Consider the following 16,121-nt stretch of genomic DNA (forward strand, 5'->3'; position numbering starts at 1 on the left):
GCGTCGGAACGGGACGCCTCTCGCGTACGATGGCGGACGACCGCGTGGCGCGTGCTCACCGCTCGTGCCCGGCATCCGAACTCACCGATACGAAGAGGTTCACAGTGGCACTACAGGGCGTTGGCGTCGGACGCGGAGTGGCCGTCGGCCCGATCCTGCGGATGCCGGATCCCCTCCCGGAACCGGGCACCGAGAAGCGCGCGACCGAGGCGGACGCCGAGTTCGCCGGAGTGACCCGTGCCCTCCGGACGGTCGCGGACGATCTGACGGCCCGCGGTGAGAAGGCCGGCGGAGAGGCGAAGGACGTCCTCGACGCCCAGGCCCTCATGGCGGTCGACCCCACGCTGGCCGACGACGTCGAGCAGCGCATCGCCGACGGCGCGACGGGCGAGCGGGCGGTCTTCGAGGCGTTCGCCGCCTTCCAGGAGATGCTCGTCGGCATGGGCGGCTACATGGCCGAACGCGCCACCGACCTGGGCGACGTCGCCCAGCGCGTCATCGCGTCGCTCCGCGGAGTCGCGGCGCCCGGCGTCCCCGAGAGCGACACCCCGTTCGTGCTCGTCGCCCCCGACCTGGCTCCGGCCGACACGGCGCTGCTCGACCTCGACAAGGTCCTCGCCCTCATCACACGCGACGGCGGCCCGACGTCGCACACCGCGATCCTCGCGCGCTCCAAGTCCATCCCGGCGATCGTCGGCGTGACCGGCGCCCTCGAGCTCGTCGACGGCACCATGGTCGTCGCGGACGCCGCGACGGGCGTCGTCACCGTCGACCCCTCGGCCGACGAGATCGCGGCCGCCGAGAAGCGCATCGCCGACCGCCGCGCCGCGGCCGCGGCCCCGTTGACCGACGGTGCGCTCGCCGACGGTCACGTCGTCCCGCTGCTGGCCAACCTGGGCTCGCCGGACGAGGCCGCCGGCGCGGTCGAGCTGGGTGCCGAGGGCGTCGGCCTCTTCCGCACGGAGTTCCTCTTCCTCGGCTCGTCGACGGCGCCGACGGTCGAGAGTCAGACGGCGAGCTACACGGCCCTCCTCGAGGCGTTCCCCGGGAAGAAGGTCGTCGTCCGCGCGCTCGACGCCGGTGCCGACAAGCCCCTGAGCTTCCTGAACGACGCCCACGAGGAGAACCCGGCGCTCGGCCTCCGCGGGCTGCGGGCCCTCCGGGTCAAAGAGGACATCCTCCGCGACCAGCTGACCGCGCTCGCCCAGGCCCAGGCCGCCACCACCGCGGACCTGTGGGTCATGGCCCCCATGGTGAGCGACGCGGAGGAGACCGAGTACTTCGTCGCCCTCGGACGCGAGCTCGGGCTGAAGACCGTTGGCGTCATGGCCGAGGTGCCGTCGCTCGCGGTCCTGGCCGACCAGGTGCTCCGCACCGCCGACTTCGTCAGCATCGGAACCAACGACCTCACGCAGTACACGCTGGCCGCCGACCGCATGCTCGGCTCCGTCGCCTCGTACCAGGACCCGTGGCACCCCGCGGTCCTGCGCCTCGTCCGAGCCCTCGGCGAGGCCGGCGCGTCGGCCGGCAAGCCCGTCGGCATCTGCGGCGAGGCCGCCGCCGACCCGCTGCTCGCCGTGGTGCTCGTCGGTCTCGGAGCCACGACCCTGTCGATGACCCCGGCCGCCCTGGCCGACGTCCGCCTCGAGCTGGGCGGTCACACGCTCGAGCAGGCGAAGGCTCTGGCCGCCGCCGCGATCGAGGCGACGACGGCGTCGGGCGCCCGCGAAGCCGCCGAGGCGGTCGTCGCGGCCCGCTAGTCCGTCAGAGCGACCGGGCCGCCGGCAGCCAGGTCGGCCGGTAACGGTCGCTGCGCGGGAACCGCTCGAGATCGGCGACGTAGTCCGCGTCCGTGGGCACGTCGCCGGTCGGGCCCGGCTCGAACGGCGACGCCGGGTTGTCGTAGACGCGGCGATCGAGGGTGAAGCGGGCCGTGAACGACCCGTCGCTCGTCAGAGACAACGCGAACGAGAACCAGGCGCCCTTCTCCGGGTCGGCCATGACCTCGCGGAGGCGCGATCCGGCCCCAGCCACGTCGGGGACCGCGAGACCGTGCTTCACACCGCCGGCGGCATCGAGGGCGTCGACCCACACGCGCGACGTGGAACCGACCTCGACGAGGAAGAGCGTCGCCTCGGCCCAGTCGTGGCCGGCGAGGGACTCCGCGAACGTCGCGGCGATCTCGTTCTGCAATTGCTGCTGGCGGGTGACGTCCATGCGTCGCGGCCTCTCGTTCGGGGTCGTGGTGGAGTCGTCGCGGGCGTCGTCGACGACCCGTGAGGAGCTCTCATCAGTTTAGGCGTCCGCGCCCGCATCGTCGTCGAGCCCGCGCGGTGGCCTCCCGGGCTCCCCGCCCGGCCATGCGCGTGGGCTGCGAGTCGGCGGCGGTCCGGACCGCCTCGGCTTCCGTGGAGCAGACTGGGCGTGTGGGAACCCCAATTCGACATCCTCTCGTCGACGCCGTCACGTCGCGCGTGGTCCGTGTCGACGGTCGGGGCCGGGTGCTCCGCCTGAGCCCGCCCCTGGCGGATCTCCTGCGCCGTCGTCGTCATCGCCGGCGCGTCGTCCTCGTCTCGAGCGAGCGGTCGCGGCTCACGGTCGGACTTCGATCGGCCCTGGTCGAGGCAGGAGCCGCCTGGGTCGTGCACGACGACCGCGGAGACCTGCGCGACGGCCTCACCGGTCGCCCGTACGTCGACGTCGACGACGCGGGCACGCCCGTCGAGGAGGTCGGCACGGAGGTGGTCGAGTTCCCCGAGATCAGCCAGGCGATCGACACGAGGATCCAGCTGACGGTCGACCTGACCATCCTGCATCGCGCCGCGCACGACACCAGCCTGGGAGGCGCGGTGGAGCTCATCGCCGAGGCCGTCTCCGGCAGTCTCCCCGTCTCCTGGGGCGTGACCGAGCCGTTGCTGCATCCGTGGGACCGGTGGGTCATGACGCAGCACGCCAGGCACGCGGCTCCGGAACCCCTGCGGATCCTCGCGGAGGGGCCTCACCTCTCGGGGACCGTCACCGCCCGTGTCACCGAGCACGGCATCGAGGAGACGGTCTCCGTGACGGTCGACGTGGTCGACGACGTCGAGGGAGACTCGCTCGACGCCGGCATCACGCGTCTCACGGACGCCCTGGCCGAGATCGCGCGGCGGAGTCTGCCGACGTTCGCGCTCGTCGTGGCCCGCGAGGGCGAGGCCGACCGGTGCGTCTGCGCCGTCACCTACCCGCCTCCCAACCCCGTCGCCCTGCTGATCGGGGCGCCGTCGGTGAGGCGGCTCGGCCTCGAGCTGGCGACGCTCCCGACGGGTGACGACGCCAAGGTCGTCGGTCGACCGAGCCTCCCGGCGTTCGTCCTGCCGCTCGGCGACGCGAGGACCGCCGGGTGGGACGCCCTCCACCAGACCCTCGAGGCCGTCGGACCCGAACGCCTCGCCACCCTCGTCTCGAGCCCGCTGCTGCAGGCCTGGGAGGAGGACCTCCACGAGTTCGACCTCCTGCACCAGGGCGACGCCGACGGTGCGGAGACCTCGCCGGCCGACCACGAGACCCCCGACGGGCCCGACGACCCGTCGACTGACGACGGAGAGGCGAAGGAGGGGCGCGACAGTGCCTCGTGACATCACGATCCTGAGTCCTCAGGCTCCCGACGGACTCGATCTCGCGACGGCGGCACGCGCCATCGACGAGTCGTACGGGGTCCGACCGATCGACGGGGCGACGGCTCACCAGGTCTTCGCCCGGGGCGGCCGGGCCCTGCTGACCGTCTACGGCGCTCAGGAGCTCGCGACGGTGGGCGAGATCGAGCGCCTGCTGCCCGACCCGCCGGAGGTGCGCCTCCCGGTCTTCTGGATCGACGCGTCGGCGCCCCTCGGTGACGACGGCGAGGCCGGTGTGTCGGTGGCTCTCCGCCTCGCCCTGGCCCTCGACGCCGTCTGCATCGTCGAGGACGACTGAGCCCTGACGGTGGCGGCTCGGCCGGAGTCGGGCGTCGCATGACGAGGGGTGCCGGGCGATCGCCCGGCACCCCTCGTCATGACTCCGATCTGCGCTAGGCCTTCCCGCGGAGGACGGCCTGCTTGACCTCGGCGATCGCCTGGGTCACCTGGATGCCGCGAGGGCACGCCTCGGTGCAGTTGAAGGTCGTGCGGCAGCGCCAGACGCCCTCTTTGTCGTTGAGGATGTCGAGTCGGACCTGAGCGCCCTCGTCGCGCGAGTCGAAGATGAACCGGTGCGCGTTGACGATCGCGGCCGGCCCGAAGTACTGGCCGTCGGTCCAGAAGACCGGGCAGCTCGAGGTGCACGCGGCGCAGAGGATGCACTTGGTCGTGTCGTCGAAGCGGGCCCGCTGCGTGGCGCTCTGCAGGCGCTCCTTCTCCGGCTTGGAGGAGGCCATCAGGAACGGCTGGATCTCACGGTACGACTGGAAGAACGGCTCCATGTCGACGACGAGGTCCTTCTCGAGGGGCAGGCCCTTGATCGCCTCGACGTAGATCGGCTGCGTCAGGTCGAGGTCCTTGATGAGGGTCTTGCAGGCGAGGCGGTTGCGGCCGTTGATCCGCATGGCGTCCGAGCCGCAGATGCCGTGCGCGCACGAGCGGCGGAAGGTCAGCGAGCCGTCCTGCTCCCACTTGATCTGGTGCAGCGCGTCGAGCACGCGGTCGGTCGGCAGCACCTGGACGTCGAAGTCCTGCCAGCGCGGCTCGGAGTCCACCTCGGGGTCGAAACGCCGGATGATCAGCGTCGCGGTGAAGGTGGGGACGGCGTCGGCCCCGGCGGGGGCGTTCTCGAGGACAGCGGTGCTCATGTCAGTACTTCCGTTCCATCGGCTGGTAGTTCGTGATGACGACGGGCTTCGTGTCGAGGCGGATGTGGTCGCCGGCGAGCGACGAGTGCGGGTCGCCCGTCAGGTAGGCCATCGTGTGCACGAGCCAGTTCTCGTCGTCGCGTGTCGGGTAGTCCTCGCGGAAGTGCCCGCCGCGGCTCTCCTGGCGCGAACGCGCCGAGTACACGACGACCTCGGCGAGGTCGAGCAGGAACCCGAGCTCGATCGCCTCGAGCAGATCGGTGTTGAACCGCTTGCCCTTGTCCTGCACGCTGATGTTCTTGAACCGCTCCCGCAGATCGGCGATCACGTGCGTGACCTCGTCGAGGGTCTCTTCCGTGCGGAAGACCTGCGCGTTCCGGTCCATGCTGTCCTGCAGCTCCTTGCGGAGGGTCGCGATGCGCTCGGTGCCGGTCGCGGCGCGGACGTCGGCCACGAGCCCCCGGACGAAGCCCGCCGGGTCGTCGGGCAGCGGGACGAAGGGGGCGTCCCGGACGAACTCGACCGCGTTGTTGCCGGCGCGCTTGCCGAAGACGTTGATGTCGAGCAGCGAGTTCGTCCCGAGGCGGTTCGAGCCGTGCACGCTCACGCAGGCGCACTCGCCGGCGGCGTAGAGGCCCGGGACGACGGTCGTGTTGTCGCGCAGCACCTCGGCCTTGACGTTCGTCGGGATGCCGCCCATCGCGTAGTGCGCCGTCGGGAGGACGGGGACGGGCTCGGTGTAGGGCTCGACACCGAGGTAGGTGCGGGCGAACTCGGTGATGTCGGGCAGCTTGGCGTCGATCACCGCGGGGTCGAGGTGGGTGATGTCGAGGTAGACGTAGTCCTTGTGCGGACCGGCGCCTCGGCCCTCGCGGATCTCGGTCGCCATGCAGCGGGCGACGATGTCACGAGGTGCGAGGTCCTTGATGGTGGGGGCGTAGCGCTCCATGAAGCGCTCGCCCTCGCTGTTGCGGAGGATGGCGCCCTCGCCGCGCGCCGCCTCGCTGAGGAGGATGCCGAGACCGGCGAGGCCGGTCGGGTGGAACTGGAAGAACTCCATGTCCTCCAGCGGCAGGCCCTTCCGCCAGATGATGCCGACGCCGTCTCCCGTGAGGGTGTGCGCGTTCGACGTCGTCTTGTAGATCTTGCCGAAGCCCCCGGTCGCGAAGATGACGGCCTTGCCCTGGAAGACGTGCAGGTCGCCGGTCGCGAGCTCGTAGGCAATGACGCCGGCCGGGCGTTCTTCCCCGTCGATCTCGCCCATGATCAGGTCGAGGACGTAGAACTCGTTGAAGAAGTTGATCCCGTGCTTGACGCAGTTCTGGTACAGGGTCTGGAGGATCATGTGGCCGGTGCGGTCGGCGGCGTAGCAGGCGCGACGGACGGGGTTCTTGCCGTGCTCCGCCGTGTGCCCGCCGAAGCGACGCTGATCGATCTTGCCCTCGGGCGTCCGGTTGAAGGGCAGCCCCATGTTCTCGAGGTCGAGGACGGCGTCGATGGCCTCCTTGGCGAGGATCTCGGCGGCGTCCTGGTCGACGAGGTAGTCGCCTCCCTTGACCGTGTCGAAGGTGTGCCACTCCCAGTTGTCGTCCTCCACGTTGGCCAGGGCCGCGGCCATGCCGCCCTGCGCGGCTCCGGTGTGCGAGCGCGTGGGGTAGAGCTTCGAGATGACGGCGGTGCTGGCGTTCGGACCGGCCTCGATGGCGGCCCGCATCCCCGCGCCTCCTGCTCCCACGATGACGATGTCGTGCTGGTGGTAGTGGATGCCGTCGACGATGGTGCTCTCAGGAGCGGGGGAAGGTGTGGTCACGGTGCTTTCCGTCGGTGTGTGGTGCAGGGGAGTGTGGTCGAGGAGGCGCGGATCGGGCCGGGCGCCTACGAGCAGATCGAGGGCAGCAGATCGGCGGGGGCGCCGGCCGGGCACGGATCGAACGTGTAGATCACGAGGGTGCCGAGGGTCAGCAGCACGACCGACGACACGAGCAGCGCGCCGAGGAGGACCCGGCGGACCAGGGGCTTCGAGACGTAGTCGTTCACGATCGTCCGCATCCCGTTCGATCCGTGGATGAGCGCGAGCCAGAGGAGGAGCGTGTCGTAGACCTGCCAGAACGGCGAGGCCCACTTGCCCGCCACGAAGGCGAAGTCGATGGCCTTGATCCCGCCCTCGGCGGCGAGCAGGTTGATGAAGAGGTGCCCGAAGATCAGGACGACGAGGACGACGCCGCTCGCCCGCATGTAGATCCAGCCCCATTTCTCGAGGTTCGAGCTGCGGGAGGCGGGGCGGGCCGACCGGGGGGCCTCGATGGTGTCGGTGGTCATCGTGCTACTCCGAGAAGACGTTCATGAGGTGGCGGGGGGCGAAGCCGGCGAAGAGCACCGCGGCCACGCCGATCACGATCCAGAAGAGGAGGCGCTGGTGCCTCGTGCCGGGGCCCCAGAAGTCGATGAGGATGATGCGCAGGCCGTTGAGGGCGTGGAACAGGATCGCCGCGACGAGCGCGGTCTCGCCGAGTCCCATGACGGGGTTCTTGTACGTGCCGATCACGGCGTTGTACGCCTCGGGGCTGATCCGCACGAGAGCCGTGTCGAGGATGTGCACGAGCAGGAAGAAGTAGATGCTGACGCCGGTGATGCGGTGCAGGACCCACGACCACATGCCCTCGCGTCCGCGGTAGAGGGTGCCGACCAGGCGGTTCTTCCCGCGGGGCTCCCCGATCTCGGGTGCCCCCTGTCGCCCTGACGGTGAGGCCAGGGTTCCCGTCGACTGCTCGGCCATGAGCTGCCCTCCTTGCGGACTGGGGCGGTCCGGCTGTCGTCGGAAGAGGACAGCCGTGTCCGCCGTATGTGTTCTCAGAACGTCCTCAGTCTATGTTCGAGGCCGCTCGCCCGGCGGACACGGCCGGTCCAATTAGTTCGATGTCGAAAGACCGTGGGCGCGCGGGGCCTCGGCGGACCGCGGCCCGACCGGCAGCGCGGCGGCCATCGAGCGACGGGCGTCGGCGTAGTGCTCGAGCAGATCGTCGCCGAGGCGCTCCCACGTCCGCCCGACGACGGCCCGTCGTCCTGCCTCGCCGAGACGGGCGCGGAGCTCCGGCGCCTCCACGAGTCGGCGCACGGCTCGACGGAGCGAGTGGTCGTGACGGGGGTCGACGAGATAGCCGTCGACGCCGTGGCGCACGAGATCGAGAGGCCCGCCGGCCGCCGGGGCGACCACCGGCACCCCGCTGGCGTGCGCCTCCTGGATGGTCTGACCGAAGGTCTCGGTCGTCCCCGTGTGCACGAAGACGTCGAGCGACGCATAGGCCGTCGCCAGGTCCGAGCCGTGCAGCGGCCCCGTGAAGACCGGGTCCAGGTGCCGCAGTCGCCGACGGAGCCCGGGCAGACTCGGGCCGCCGCCGATGATCGCCAGTCGCATGCCCTCGACGCCCCGCAGGGCGGCGAGGCGGTCGAGCTCCTTCTCCGCGGCGAGACGACCGACGTACCCGACGACGACCTCGTCGGGGTCCGCCAGCGTGGCGCGGAACGCCGCCGTCGCGGGGGAGTGGCGGTGGTTGGGGTGGTAGCGGACCGAGTCGACGCCGCGCCCCCACGTCGCCAGCCGGTCCACGCCCACGGCCTCGAGATCCCGGCGCGACGCCGTCGAGGGCACGAGCGTCAGCGTCGCCTGCTGGTGGATCCGACGGACGAGGCGCCAGGCCAGGGAGGCGGTGGTCGCTCCGAGTCCGGACGTCGCCGCGTACCGGGCCACGTCGGTCTGGAAGACGGCGACGCTCGGGACGCCGAGTCGCGCCGCGGCCGAGATCGCCTGGGCACCGAGCAGGAACGGCGACGCCGCGTGCACCACGTCGGGGGCGAAGGCGGCGATGGCGCCCGCGACCGAGGGGTTGGGCAGCCCCACGGGGAACTGGCGGTAGGCGACCGAGGGAACCCGGTGCACCGGGAACCCGGCGTACGAGTCGTGGCCGCGCCCGGCGGGCGCGATGACCAGTGCCTCGTGCCCCCGGGCCGCGAGGTGGTCGAGCACCCGGAGGACGCTCGTCGTCACCCCGTTGACGGTGGGGAGGAAGCTCTCGGTCACGACGACGACTCTCAAACGGTGCTCCTCGGCTCGCGGTGAGCCCAGGCTGACGCCGCCGGGTGTCGTCCCCGCCTCGACGTCGTGGCCGACGGGTGGCGTCCGCATGAACGGCCGGGTGAGCGCCGGGGTGACCCGCGGGGTCGACGGCCGAGGGGAGCGCCGACCGACGCCCGGCGCTCAGTATGGTGGGGGGCATGACGACCCAGGACAGCCTCGACCGGTTCTACAGCATCATCCCGGCCGGGGGGATCGGGTCGCGGCTGTGGCCCCTCAGCCGCGCCGACGCTCCGAAGTTCCTGCACGACCTCACGGGCAGCGGCTCGACCCTGCTGCGCGCGACCTGGGACCGCCTCGCGCCCCTCAACGGCGAGCAGCGCATCATGGTCGTCACCGGTCGGGCCCACCGTGCGGCCGTCGAGGGTCAGCTCCCCGCCCTCGAGGACCACAACGTCGTCCTCGAGAGCGAGCCGAAGGACAGCACCGCCGCCATCGGCCTCGCCGCCGCGATCCTCCGTCGGCGCGAGCCCGACGTCATCATCGGATCGTTCGCCGCCGACCACGTCATCGCCGACAGCCGCGGCTTCTCGCGAGCCGTCCGGGAGGCGATCGTCGTCGCCGACGAGGGCTACATCGCCACCATCGGCATCACCCCCACCGAGCCCGCGATCGGCTTCGGCTACATCCACGTCGGCGGCGAGCTGACGGTCGAGGGCGCGCCCTCGGCCCGCATGGTCGAGTCCTTCGTCGAGAAGCCCGACCTCGAGACCGCCGAGGCCTACGTCGCGGGAGGCGACTACCTCTGGAACGGGGGGATGTTCATCGCCCGTGCCGACCGCCTCCTGGAGCAGCTGGGGCAGACGAGCCCCGAGCTGCTCGCCGGCATCGAGGAGCTGGCCGAGGCATGGGACACCCCCCGCCGGGGTGCCGTGGTCGATCTCGTGTGGCCCGCTCTCGAGAAGATCGCCATCGACTACACGGTGGCCGAGCCCGCCGCCGCCGCGGGTCGCCTCGCGGTCATCCCCGGCGACTTCGACTGGGACGACGTCGGGGACTTCGCCTCCATCGCCAAGCTCCACTCGGGCGGACGCAAGAGCGACCTCGCGATCCTGGGCGAGAACGCCCGGGTGCTCGCGGACGCCTCGAGCGGCATCGTCGTCGCCGGCAGCGACCGGCTCATCTCGCTGATCGGCGTCAACGACATCATCGTCGTCGACACCCCGGACGCCCTCCTCGTGACGACGACGGCCAATGCCCAGCGCGTGAAATCGGTGGTGGACGCCCTGAAGCTCAGCGGTCGCAGCGACGTCCTCTAGCTCTCGTCGGAGCGTTTCGTTTCGTCCCCGTTACACGTCGGTCCCGCTTGTGTAACGTCACGGCATCATCACGCCGGGACGGTCATGAGCGCCCGTCGCAATGAGTAACCTGACAGCCATACGTGCCCGGCTCAGCTGTCGGGCTGCATCTTGGAGGACAACTTGACTACAACTGCGCGCAAGGCCGTGCTCAGCGGTATCGCCCTGTTCGGCACCGCGGCGATCCTGGCCGGCTGTGCCTCGGCTCCCGAGGAGGCCGACGGCGGTTCGTCCGGCGCCGCCTCGAGCGACTTCGTCCCGTGCATGGTCTCCGACGCCGGCGGGTTCGACGACAAATCGTTCAACCAGCTCGGCTTCGAGGGTCTGACCGAGGCCGCCGAGGCCATCGGCGCCACTCCGAAGACCGTCGAGTCGGCCGATGAGACCGTCTACGACGCCAACCTGACGAACCTCGCCTCCGAGGGCTGCAACCTGATCGTGACGGTCGGCTTCGCGCTGTCCGACGCGACCGGCACCGCGGCCGCGGCGAACCCCGACATCGACTACGCCACCATCGACGACGCGGCCAACGACGCCGACAACGTCCGCCCGATCACGTTCAACACGTCCGAGGCGGCGTTCCTCGCGGGCTACGCGGCGGCGAGCTTCTCGAAGACCGGCACCGTCGGCACCTTCGGCGGCATGCAGTTCCCGACCGTCACCATCTTCATGGACGGCTTCGCGGACGGCGTCGAGTACTACAACGAGCAGAAGGACGCCGACGTCAAGACGGTCGGCTGGGACGTCGCGAGCCAGACCGGCACCTTCACCGGCGGCTTCGAGGCCGGCACGGTCGCCAAGCAGAGCGCGCAGACGCTCATCGAGCAGGGCGCAGACGTGATCCTCCCCGTCGGCGGACCGATCTACCAGAGCGCCGCCGAGGCGATCCGCGACTCGGGCGACGAGATCGTGCTGATCGGCGCCGACAGCGACACCTACGAGACCGACAGCGCCAACAGCGACCTGTTCCTCACCTCGGTGCTGAAGGGCATCAAGCAGGCGACGGACGACGTCGTGAGCCAGGCGGCCGACGGCGAGTTCACCAACGAGCCCTACGTCGGGACCCTCGAGAACGAGGGCGTCGGCATCGCCCCGTTCCACGACTACGAGGACCAGGTCGACGCCGGACTCCAGGGCGAGCTCGACGAGATCGAGGCCGGCATCATCGACGGCTCCATCACGGTCGAGTCGCCTTCGGCACTCACCGAGTAACGACGCACCTCCCGTCATCGATTAGCATCGACTGACCCAGGGCCGGGAGCGACGGTCACCCCGTCGCTCCCGGCCCTCGCAACGCCCCCGGACGCACGCCGACCCGACGCGCCCCGGACCCCTTCCCATCACCCGACCCGAGGTGGACACCTGAGATGAAGCTCGAACTCCGGGGCATCACGAAGCGATTCGGCGCACTCACCGCCAACGACCACATCAGCCTGACCGTCGAGCCGGGGGAGATCCACTGCCTCCTCGGTGAGAACGGCGCCGGCAAGTCCACGCTGATGAACGTCCTCTACGGCCTCTACCAGGCCGACGAGGGCGAGATCCTCCTCGACGACGTCGTCCAGGGGTTCGCGGGCCCCGGCGACGCGATGGCGGCCGGCATCGGCATGGTCCACCAGCACTTCATGCTCGTCCCCGTGTTCACCGTCGCCGAGAACGTCATGCTCGGACACGAGCAGACCCGGGCCGGCGGTCTGCTCGATCTGAACGCCGCCCGCGCGAAGGTGCGCGAGATCAGCAGCCGCTTCGGGTTCGACGTCGACCCCGACGCTCTCGTCGAGGAGCTGCCCGTCGGCGTGCAGCAGCGGGTCGAGATCATCAAGGCGCTGTCGCGCGACGCGAAGGTGCTCGTCTTCGACGAGCCGACGGCGGTGCTCACGCCTCAGGAGACCGACGAGCTCATGGTGATCATGCGTCAGCTGCGCGACGCGGGCACCGCCATCGTCTTCATCACCCACAAGCTCCGCGAGGTGCGAGAGGTCGCGACCCGCATCACCGTCATCCGCCTCGGCAAGGTCGTCGGAGAGGCCGAGCCGAGCGCCTCGAACGCCGAGCTCGCCTCGCTCATGGTCGGCCGGGCCGTCGAGCTGACCGTTCAGAAGTCGGAGGCCGTGCCGGGCGAGGCCGCGCTCGTCGTCGAGCGGCTGCGGGTCGTCGACCCCATCGGCCAGGTCGTCGTCGACGACGTCTCGTTCGAGGTGCGCCGGGGCGAGATCCTCGCGATCGCCGGTGTCCAGGGCAACGGCCAGACCGAGCTGACCGAGGCGATCCTCGGCCTCCAGCCCCGGGTCGAGGGCCGCGTGTCTCTCGACGGCCGCGACATCACGGGCCGGAGCGTCCGCCAGGTGCTCGACGCCGGAGTCGGCTTCGTCCCCGAGGATCGCAACCAGGACGGCCTCGTCGGCGAGTTCACCGTCGCGGAGAACCTCATGCTCGACCGGTCGCAGTCCGGCCCGTTCGTCAAGCGCGGTTCGCTCAAGCTCGCTCAGCTGGCGGCGTTCGCGGTCGAGAAGGTCCGCGAGTTCGACATCCGCACCCAGGGCATCACCACCCCCGCCGGGCGGCTCTCGGGCGGCAACCAGCAGAAGGTCGTCCTGGCCCGCGAGCTCAGTCGCGACCTGCGGCTCTTCGTCGCGGCCCAGCCGACCCGGGGCATCGACGTCGGGTCGATCGAGTTCGTCCACAAGCGCATCGTCGAGACCCGGGATCGCGGCGTGCCCGTCATCGTCGTCTCCACGGAGCTCGACGAGGTCGCCGCACTGGCCGACCGCATCGCGGTCATGTACCGCGGAACGATCGTCGGCATCGTGCCGGCGAGCACGCCCCGCGAGGTGCTGGGGCTCATGATGGCCGGCGAGATGCCGCAGGGAACGGAGCAGGCAGCGTGAGCGACGCCACCACCACGACGTCGGGTCCGACGCCCCCGACCACACCGACCACGGCGCCCGCCGGCGACGACGGCGACTCGCGCGGGTCGCGCCTCCTGAGGGAGATCACCACCGGCAACGCGGCGATCTCCGTGCTCGCCGTCGTCCTGGCGCTCGTCGTGTCGGGTCTGCTGATCGGGTTCACCGATCAGGACGTCCAGAGCACGATGGGCTACTTCTTCTCGCGGCCGAGCGACTTCCTGCAGGCCTTCGGGTCGTCCGTCGGCGGCTCGTACCTGTCGCTGTTCCAGGGCGCCGTCTACAACTTCCGGGTCGACGGGTTCGCCGCGGGGATCCGCCCCCTGACCGAGACGCTGAACTACGCCGTCCCCCTGATCGCCGCCGGTCTCGGCGTCGCCGTCGCCTTCCGGGTCGGACTCTTCAACATCGGTGCGCGGGGGCAGATGCTCATGGCCTCCGCCGCGGCCGGCTGGGTGGGCTTCTCGTTCCACCTCCCCTTGGCGCTGCACCTGCCGCTGGCTCTCGCCGCGGGCATCGCGGCCGGGGCCCTGTGGGGCGGCATCGTGGGTCTGCTCAAGGCCCGCACCGGTGCGCACGAGGTGATCCTCACGATCATGCTCAACTACATCGCCTTCTACCTGCTGGCCTTCATGCTGCGAACGCAGGGTCTCCTGCAGGCGCCCGGCAGCAACAACCCCAAGGCGCCCGCGACGCTGGAGACGGCGATCCTGCCCGACCTGTTCGGCCCGAGCTACGGGCTCAACTGGGGCTTCATCCTCGTGATCGCCATCACGGCCGCGGTCTGGTGGCTGATCAACCGCTCGACCCTCGGGTTCCGGTTCCGAGCGGTGGGTGAGAACCCCCACGCCGCGCGGACGGCCGGCATGAACGTCAAGAACATCTACCTCTACGCCATGCTGATCTCCGGTGCGCTGGCCGGTGTCGCCGGGTCCACGCAGGTGCTGGGGACCCTGACCTCCGGGTTCACCTCGGGCATCGACGCCGGCATCGGCTTCGATGCGATCACGGTCGCCCTCCTCGGGCGATCGCGCCCCTGGGGCGTCTTCGCCGCGGGCATCCTCTTCGGCGCCCTCAAGGCGGGCGGCTACTCGATGCAGGCGGCCAACGGCGTGCCCATCGACATCGTCCTCGTCGTGCAGTCCCTCATCGTGCTGTTCGTGGCGGCCCCGCCGCTCGTGCGCAGCATCTTCCGTCTGCCGGCCCCGGGCGCCCGCCCGGTGCGCAAGGCCTCGACCAAGGAGGCGGTGGTCACCAAGTGAGCACCCTCAGCCCCGACACCGCGGCCCCCGCCGCCGCGTCGCCCGATCTGGCCCGTGCGGTCACCCGCAGCTACAAGGCCCCCATCGCCTTCGGCATCTTCACCGTGATCGCGTTCGTGCTGTTCGTGGCCTTCGGCCGCGAGGGGTCGAGCACGTTCCGCCTCGCGACGGCGACGGACTTCTTCGCCCTGCCCGACGCGGTGCTGCCCTCGGCCGGCACCGGTCTCGTGCTGTCGATCGTCCTGGCACTCCTGACCGCGGCGTCGGTCGTCCGCGTCGTCCGCGCCGAGAAGGTGCCGATCTGGCTCGTCTCGGTCTTCGGCGTGCTCTTCCTGGTCGCCTTCCTCACCTGGACCAGCGCGGGCGCGACGATCCCCGTCCCCGGCCTGCTCCTCGGTGCGCTGGCCCTCAGCACGCCGCTGATCTTCGGCGCGCTCGGCGGCGTCATCAGCGAGCGGGTCGGCGTCGTCAACGTCGCCATCGAGGGGCAGCTGCTCGCCGGCGCCTTCGTCTCGGCCCTGGTGGCCTCGGCGACCGGCTCCGCCTACGTCGGGCTGGTGGGCGCGATGATCGCCGGCGTGCTCGTGTCGATGGTCCTGGCCGTCTTCAGCATCCGGTACATCGTCGACCAGGTCATCGTCGGAGTGGTCCTCAACGTGCTGGTGACCGGTCTGACGAGCTTCCTGTACTCGCAGGTGCTGGCGCGCTCGGAGTCGCTGAGCCGCGGTGTGCGGTTCCCGCAGCTGGACATCCCGGTCCTCAGCCAGATCCCCATCATCGGCCCCGTGTTCTTCCGCCAGACGATCATCGTGTACCTGATGTACATCGCCATCGCGCTCGTGTTCTACGGGCTGTTCCGCACCCGCTGGGGTCTGCGCCTCCGCTCGGTCGGCGAGCACCCGCAGGCCGCCGACACGGTCGGCATCAAGGTCAACGCGACGCGGTTCTGGAACGTGTCGCTCGCCGGCGCGATCGCCGGTCTCGGCGGCGCGTACTTCACGCTGGGCTCGCTGGGGAACTTCCAGAAGGAGATGACGGCCGGCGCCGGCTTCATCGCACTCGCCGCGGTCATCTTCGGCCGGTGGGATCCGATCCGGGCGACCCTGGCGGCGCTCCTGTTCGGGTTCGCCAGCAACCTCCAGAACGTGCTCGGCGCCATCGGCTCGCCCGTCCCCAGCGAGTTCATGCTCATGCTCCCGTACATCGTCACGATCTTCGCCGTCGCCGGTCTCGTCGGCCAGTCCCGGGGCCCGGCCGCGTCCGGCAAGCCCTACATCAAGTCGTGAGCGTCGTCGACGAGACCGACTGGTCGGCTCTGCGTGAGGCCGCTCGCGCGGCCATGAGCAAGGCCTACGTCCCGTACTCGAGGTTCCCGGTGGGGGCTGCGGCCCTCACGACCGACGGGCGCCTCGTGTCGGGCTGCAACGTCGAGAACGCCTCGTACGGCATCACGCTGTGCGCCGAGTGCTCGCTCGTGAGCGACCTCATCATGTCGGGCGGCGGGCGCCTCGCGGCCTTCGCCTGCGTCGACGGGAACGGCGACGTGCTGATGCCGTGCGGCCGATGCCGTCAGCTGCTCTACGAGCACTCCGACGCCTCGATGATCCTCGACACGGTCTCGGGCTTCAAGACCATCGACGAGGTCATCCCCGACGCGTTCGGCCCCCGTCAGCTCGACGAGTTCCGCGACTCGCGTCCGTGACCATCCGCCTGGGCGGA

General features: G+C 70.7%; 15 protein-coding genes. 9 read left to right on the forward strand and 6 right to left on the reverse strand.

The features are described from left to right. The first annotated feature begins 104 nt into the window (after positions 1 to 104). Entirely contained in the window at positions 105 to 1,760 is a 1,656-nt protein-coding gene (ptsP, locus tag ASF17_RS04915; protein WP_082475082.1) for a phosphoenolpyruvate--protein phosphotransferase, read from the forward strand. 4 nt (positions 1,761 to 1,764) lie between these two features. On the opposite strand, the gene ASF17_RS04920 is transcribed toward ptsP, so the two are convergent. Further along, positions 1,765 to 2,217 (reverse strand): hypothetical protein, encoded by a 453-nt coding sequence (locus ASF17_RS04920; RefSeq protein ID WP_055795989.1) that lies wholly within the window; start codon positions 2,215 to 2,217, stop codon positions 1,765 to 1,767. A gap of 209 nt (positions 2,218 to 2,426) precedes the next feature. On the opposite strand from ASF17_RS04920, the gene ASF17_RS04925 reads away from it, so the two are divergent. Next, on the forward strand, positions 2,427 to 3,617 hold the full coding sequence (locus ASF17_RS04925) for a DUF6177 family protein (protein WP_156357311.1): 1,191 nt from the start codon (positions 2,427 to 2,429) through the stop codon (positions 3,615 to 3,617). Continuing rightward, the gene (locus tag ASF17_RS04930; RefSeq protein WP_055795995.1) at positions 3,607 to 3,954 is read left to right on the forward strand and encodes a hypothetical protein; all 348 of its coding nucleotides are present in this window, start codon (positions 3,607 to 3,609) and stop codon (positions 3,952 to 3,954) included. Before ASF17_RS04925 ends, ASF17_RS04930 begins: the two co-directional genes overlap by 11 nt. A gap of 94 nt (positions 3,955 to 4,048) precedes the next feature. Here the strand turns inward: ASF17_RS04930 and ASF17_RS04935 are convergent, their stop codons facing one another. The 5 genes from ASF17_RS04935 to ASF17_RS04955 form a co-directional block, all read right to left on the reverse strand. After that, positions 4,049 to 4,804 carry a succinate dehydrogenase iron-sulfur subunit gene (locus tag ASF17_RS04935; protein WP_055795997.1) on the reverse strand — a complete coding sequence of 252 codons (756 nt, stop codon included), beginning with the start codon at positions 4,802 to 4,804 and terminating at the stop codon, positions 4,049 to 4,051. Between the two features lies 1 nt (position 4,805). Further along, complete coding sequence (gene sdhA, locus ASF17_RS04940) at positions 4,806 to 6,614, reverse strand: succinate dehydrogenase flavoprotein subunit (RefSeq protein ID WP_055795999.1); 1,809 nt, start codon at positions 6,612 to 6,614, stop codon at positions 4,806 to 4,808. A 65-nt stretch (positions 6,615 to 6,679) separates the two neighbouring features. Continuing rightward, positions 6,680 to 7,123, reverse strand: a complete 444-nt coding sequence (gene sdhD, locus ASF17_RS04945; RefSeq protein WP_055796004.1) for a succinate dehydrogenase, hydrophobic membrane anchor protein — start codon at positions 7,121 to 7,123, stop codon at positions 6,680 to 6,682. A 4-nt stretch (positions 7,124 to 7,127) separates the two neighbouring features. Continuing rightward, positions 7,128 to 7,580: a succinate dehydrogenase, cytochrome b556 subunit gene (gene sdhC, locus ASF17_RS04950; RefSeq protein WP_082475083.1), complete on the reverse strand. Its 453-nt coding sequence runs from the start codon at positions 7,578 to 7,580 to the stop codon at positions 7,128 to 7,130. Between the two features lie 132 nt (positions 7,581 to 7,712). Further along, positions 7,713 to 8,897, reverse strand: a complete 1,185-nt coding sequence (locus ASF17_RS04955) for a glycosyltransferase family 4 protein (protein ID WP_055798236.1) — start codon at positions 8,895 to 8,897, stop codon at positions 7,713 to 7,715. A gap of 179 nt (positions 8,898 to 9,076) precedes the next feature. Between ASF17_RS04955 and ASF17_RS04960 the strand changes: the two genes are divergently transcribed. The 6 genes from ASF17_RS04960 to ASF17_RS15500 all read left to right on the forward strand — a co-directional run bounded on the left by ASF17_RS04960 (position 9,077) and on the right by ASF17_RS15500 (position 16,104). Continuing rightward, entirely contained in the window at positions 9,077 to 10,195 is a 1,119-nt protein-coding gene (locus ASF17_RS04960; RefSeq protein WP_055796006.1) for a mannose-1-phosphate guanylyltransferase, read from the forward strand. 162 nt (positions 10,196 to 10,357) lie between these two features. Beyond that, a complete protein-coding gene (locus ASF17_RS04965) occupies positions 10,358 to 11,446 on the forward strand; it encodes a BMP family lipoprotein (RefSeq protein ID WP_055796009.1) in 1,089 nt (362 codons plus the stop codon). A gap of 155 nt (positions 11,447 to 11,601) precedes the next feature. After that, entirely contained in the window at positions 11,602 to 13,122 is a 1,521-nt protein-coding gene (locus tag ASF17_RS04970) for an ABC transporter ATP-binding protein (RefSeq protein ID WP_055796012.1), read from the forward strand. Next, positions 13,119 to 14,402, forward strand: coding sequence for an ABC transporter permease (locus tag ASF17_RS04975; RefSeq protein ID WP_055796014.1), 1,284 nt, complete (start codon positions 13,119 to 13,121; stop codon positions 14,400 to 14,402). The genes ASF17_RS04970 and ASF17_RS04975 overlap by 4 nt, the downstream gene beginning before the upstream one ends. Continuing rightward, positions 14,399 to 15,688: an ABC transporter permease gene (locus tag ASF17_RS04980; protein WP_055796018.1), complete on the forward strand. Its 1,290-nt coding sequence runs from the start codon at positions 14,399 to 14,401 to the stop codon at positions 15,686 to 15,688. The genes ASF17_RS04975 and ASF17_RS04980 overlap by 4 nt, the downstream gene beginning before the upstream one ends. After that, complete coding sequence (locus ASF17_RS15500; protein ID WP_055796021.1) at positions 15,685 to 16,104, forward strand: cytidine deaminase; 420 nt, start codon at positions 15,685 to 15,687, stop codon at positions 16,102 to 16,104. Before ASF17_RS04980 ends, ASF17_RS15500 begins: the two co-directional genes overlap by 4 nt. Positions 16,105 to 16,121: the final 17 nt, after the last annotated feature.

Source organism: Frigoribacterium sp. Leaf263 (assembly GCF_001422285.1).
Classification (GTDB): domain Bacteria; phylum Actinomycetota; class Actinomycetes; order Actinomycetales; family Microbacteriaceae; genus Frigoribacterium.